The following is a 4,241-nucleotide window of genomic DNA, read 5'->3' on the forward strand; positions in this document are numbered from 1 at the left end:
CTGGCAGGCGCTGCAGTCCGGCCGCGTCGCCGCGCGGCGCCTGCAGGCGATCGCCGGGCAGGCGCCACCGGTGCTCGACCCGGCGCAACCGCGTTCGCTGCCGGCGACCGGCGAGGTGCAGTTCGACCACATCGTCTTCGCCTGGCCGGGCGAGGCGCGGCGCGTACTCGACGGTGTGTCCCTGCGCATTGCGCCGGGCGAGCGCATCGCCCTCTCCGGCGACAGCGGCAGCGGCAAGACCACCCTGTCGGCGCTGCTGCTGCGGCTGTGGGATCCGCAACACGGCAGCGTCCGCTATGCCGGCGTCGACCTGCGTGACGTGGCCGAGGCGCAGTGGCACCGCCGCATCGCCTGGTTGCCGCAGGGCGCGCCGGTGTTCGCCGGCAGCGTGCGCGACAATCTGCGCCTGGGCGATCCATCGGCCGACGATGCGCGGCTGCAGCGGGTGCTGACCGACGTGCGGCTCGACGCCTGGCTGCACGAAGTCGGTGGCCTCGACGCCTGGCTCGGCGAAAACGGCGCCACCATGTCCGCCGGCCAGGCGCGGCGCCTGGCCCTGGCCCGTGCCCTGTTGCGCGAGGCACCGTTGCTGGTGCTGGACGAACCCACCGAAGGCCTGGACGTGGACACCGCGCAGGCGCTGTTGCGCGACCTGGCGCAGGCGTTGGGCCAGCGCAGCCTGCTGCTGATCAGTCACGATGCGCTGCCCGAGGGCGTGGTGCATGTGCGTTATCGGTTGCAGGAGGGATGGTTATCCCTAGATATGCCTTATTGAGGGATTTTCTTAATTAAATATTCCTCGTTTTTGAGGAAGTTCTCTATCTCTTCGCGAAGAAGATCGGTTGCCGTAGTTACTGCGCCTATATATTTTTCGACGTTTTTCATGTCGGGATTGAAGCCGTTCTCCCCGTGAGCTATTGCATTTCTAATGTTGACTAGCCTGTCAATGTCCGCGCCTACATCTGAAAATTTGACGTAGTCGAAACCATACATTTCACAAAGTTCTTTGAAATTTTCAGTTTTCAGATTGGACTTTGTGTCTATTTTTTTCTGGAATTTTATTGACTCCCTAAGAAGCTTCCTGAATTTTTCAGTAAAAACAATGCGTTGTGAAAATGACTGTTTCCCGCTTAGTGACTTGTAGCTTTCCCCGAGCCCCACTACAACTAATTTCGTTGGAATATCTTCAGGGGAAAGGCTTAGCTCATTTAAATGATCTAAAAGTATTTTTAGTGAGCTGACTACATACCCCTCCCAGTGCGCATATATTAAAGGTATGCAAAGCCTACACCAGAGTAATTCTTCTACTCCAGAAGCGTTCATTTTCAATTTGGCAAAGTCGCCTTGCCTCCACTCATTACTGGCGACAATTTCCTCTATAACTTTATGGGGCATTGAATATCTCTAGGGCTCGATTCATTCTGTTTCTGATTCGGGTATTGGAGAACGTGCTGGTGCCAATTGCATTGTATTTTTTATCCCTAGTTAGCATGCTTATTTTGGCCATAATTTTTTTCTCATTTCCCTTGATTTTCTTAAACTTTTTGGGAAGTGCATATGCAATTGAGTCAAATAGGTGTAGCGCAAAATTACCTTTGGGGCGAAATATCTTTTTGCCATAGGTGTCATTTAGGAAGTTAATTACTTCGACAAAATATTTCTTCTCTCTGTCGAGGTCGAAGGGATGGTCTCCTTTCGAGACTTCCTTCATGAATTCAGTTAAAAATTGTGGGACTGTCGTCCTGAATTCCTCTGTTAGATGTTTAAACGCAAAGAACCGAAGTGTCAGTTCTTCTAAAAACATTCCTTCCTTTTTTGCATCACTTGGCGCAATTAATTCATTGAATTCGTCAATTTTTGCTACATCCCTCAGTATCTGATTAAGATCAACTGCATATGCGCGGAATATGCAATTTCGAATCTCTTGATCGGATAGCGGGCTGGCTCCGGTATTTAATCTGTTAAACAGCTCATATCGAATGTCCTCAAGGCTGTCCCATCGAACAATTTCAACTCTGCACACTGCTCTTTTTAATGTTGTTTTAAGTTTTATAGGCAGCGTGTTGCTTGTTAAGCCCTCAAGTTGAGGAATCATTTCGCCCACTGTAAGGGTGGAGTTGTTTTTTTCAGGAACTTCTTTTAGTAGGCCAAAGAAAGAGAATATCGTGGAAATCCGCTGTAGTCCATCAACAACCTCCCATTTCCCTGCGTCATCTTCTGCGACAAATATTGGAGGTATTGGTATTCCAAGAAGCACAGATTCAATGAATCTGGTTTGTTGAAATTGAGACCACCTGAAAACTCGTTGATATTCAGGTGATATGAATAAATCTCCATCTTCAAAGATACTCATAATTTCACCGAACGACATATCAAGTCGATCTGTTTTAAGTGAGTTTCTCTTTTCAGCAATTATATCTTCCAGGTTATTCATAGTCGTCCTTTGTTTTCTACATTTCTAATTTAAAAAAATTCTGCACCGCCGGCCCGAACCGCGCGAAATCCACCAGGAAGGCATCGTGGCCCTGCGGCGAATCCAGCCCCAGGAACTGCGCCTGTGCGCCGCCGGCGCGCAGACCGTCGGCGATCTGTTGCTGCTGTTGCACCGGGAACAGGATGTCGGTGTTGGCGCCGATCGCCAATGCGCGCTCGATGTGGATCGTGGCGATGCCGGCCAGTACGTCGCCGCCCGCAGGTTCGGCCAAGTCGAACCAGTCCATCGAGCGGCTCAGGTACAGATAGCAGTTCGGGTCGAAGCGGCGCACGAAGCGGCGGGCGTGGCCTTCCAGGTAGCTCTCGACCTGGAATTCCAGGCCGAACGGATCGTCGTCGGTCTGGTCCGAGTCCAGGCGCACGCGGCCGAAGCGGCCGTCCCATTCCAGCGCCGAGCGGTAGGTGATTACGCCCAGCTTGCGTGCCATGCGCATGCCCGATTCGGGATAGGTGGCTTCGTCGTAGTCGCCGCCGTTCCAGTTCGGGTCCAGGCGGATCGCCTCGCGCTGCAGCGAGCGGATCGCGATCGAGAACGGCAGTGCCTGCGCGCTGCCGGAAATATTGATGTGGCTGCGGGCCAGGCCTGGATGCCGGTGCAGGAGCGCCAGCGCGGTCATGCCGCCCATCGAGTTGCCGATCACGCAGGCCAACTGCGCGATGTCCAGTGCCCGCACCACTTGCGCAGCGGCGTCGGCACCATCCTCGATCGACAGCTCCGGGAAGCGCAGGCGATACGGCTGGCCGTCGTCCGGGTGCGCTGAGGCGGGGCCGGTCGAGCCCTTGCAACTGCCCAGCGAGTTCACGCAGATCACGAACCAACGCTGGGTGTCGATCGGCTTGCCCGGGCCGAGCATGCCGTCCCACCAGCCTGGCGTGGGATCGTCGGCGTTGGCTGCGGCATGCGCGTCGGGCGAGAGTCCGGTGACGATCAGGACCGCGTTGTCGCGCGCGGCCGACAGCGTGCCCCAGGTTTCGTAGGCGACCCGCGCGCCATGCAACTGGCCGCCACGTTTCATCGGGAACGGCGAGGGCAGGGCGAGGAAGCGGCTGCCGGGCGGGATGAATTCGGTCATGCGCCGATTCTAGCCGCGCGATTGCGCATCCGGCGTATGCGGGGTGCGGGATGGAGCGTGTCGGGCCGCAATGGCCTCCGTGAGTGACGCCGGGCCGGATCTACTGCGCGTCTGATCATTCGCTTCCACCGCGATTGCCTCGTGGGAGCGGCTTCAGCCGCGACAGGACTCCCGGTAGAGCGTGTCGCGGCTGAAGCCGCTCCTGCAACGACGTTTCGCATTCTTGCTGGCGTCTTGGCCTGGTCGCGACCGGACGGTCCCGATCAGGCACGGTCGCTCACACACGACTGCTTGCGCTACGGCTTGCCGATCACCAGCTCCACCGGCGCGGTCGCCGGCAGGGTGACCGTCACCGGCGCCGATTCCAGATCGCCGTCCTGGCGCATGGCATTACCGCTGGCCGACAGCCGCGCGATCACCTGCACCTGCTTGAGTTGCGAGAGTTTCTGCGTCGGCATCGGGCTGTCCGCGTCGCTCAGCGTCACCCGCAACGGCAGCGCCTGCAGCGGATGTTTCTGCACCGCCACCGGCATCGGCGGGCCGTCCGGCACGCGCGCGATCACGAACACGCTGGCGTCGCCGCGCAGGCGCACGCGGGCGGCGAACGCCGGGTCCAGCGACACCGCCACGGTCAGGCCGGCGGTCGCCGGCGCCTTGTCAGGCTGCGCCGTGGCG

4 protein-coding genes and 1 pseudogene are annotated in these 4,241 nt (G+C 57.5%); 1 reads left to right on the forward strand and 4 read right to left on the reverse strand.

What is annotated here, in order from left to right; all coding sequences use genetic code 11:
- On the forward strand, nt 1–775 hold a 775-nt coding region (locus tag D180_RS08690; protein ID WP_017912487.1), incomplete at its 5' end, for an ATP-binding cassette domain-containing protein.
- On the opposite strand, the gene D180_RS23860 is transcribed toward D180_RS08690, so the two are convergent.
- The 4 genes and pseudogenes from D180_RS23860 to D180_RS08700 form a co-directional block, all read right to left on the reverse strand.
- On the reverse strand, nt 769–1,395 hold the full coding sequence (locus D180_RS23860) for an MAE_28990/MAE_18760 family HEPN-like nuclease (protein ID WP_157835442.1): 627 nt from the start codon (nt 1,393–1,395) through the stop codon (nt 769–771). The two genes, D180_RS08690 and D180_RS23860, sit on opposite strands and share 7 nt — an antisense overlap.
- Nucleotides 1,385–2,434, reverse strand: a complete 1,050-nt coding sequence (locus D180_RS22940; protein WP_081616447.1) for a DUF262 domain-containing protein — start codon at nt 2,432–2,434, stop codon at nt 1,385–1,387. The genes D180_RS23860 and D180_RS22940 overlap by 11 nt, the downstream gene beginning before the upstream one ends.
- 16 nt (nt 2,435–2,450) lie before the next feature.
- The gene (locus D180_RS08695) at nt 2,451–3,566 is read right to left on the reverse strand and encodes a homoserine O-acetyltransferase (RefSeq protein ID WP_017912488.1); all 1,116 of its coding nucleotides are present in this window, start codon (nt 3,564–3,566) and stop codon (nt 2,451–2,453) included.
- 296 nt (nt 3,567–3,862) lie between these two features.
- Nucleotides 3,863–4,241 (reverse strand): annotated as a pseudogene (locus D180_RS08700) (cytochrome C biogenesis protein); the annotation flags it as partial.

The sequence above is a fragment of the Xanthomonas sp. SHU 166 genome (assembly GCF_000364685.1).
Taxonomy (GTDB): domain Bacteria; phylum Pseudomonadota; class Gammaproteobacteria; order Xanthomonadales; family Xanthomonadaceae; genus Xanthomonas_A; species Xanthomonas_A sontii.

What these genes read in the sequence shown, in the direction of transcription:
- D180_RS23860 (WP_157835442.1), bottom strand. Translation starts at nt 1,395, where the DNA reads ATGCCCCATAAAGTTATAGAGGAAATTGTCGCCAGTAATGAGTGGAGG.
- D180_RS22940 (WP_081616447.1), bottom strand. Translation starts at nt 2,434, where the DNA reads ATGAATAACCTGGAAGATATAATTGCTGAAAAGAGAAACTCACTTAAA.
- D180_RS08695 (WP_017912488.1), bottom strand. Translation starts at nt 3,566, where the DNA reads ATGACCGAATTCATCCCGCCCGGCAGCCGCTTCCTCGCCCTGCCCTCG.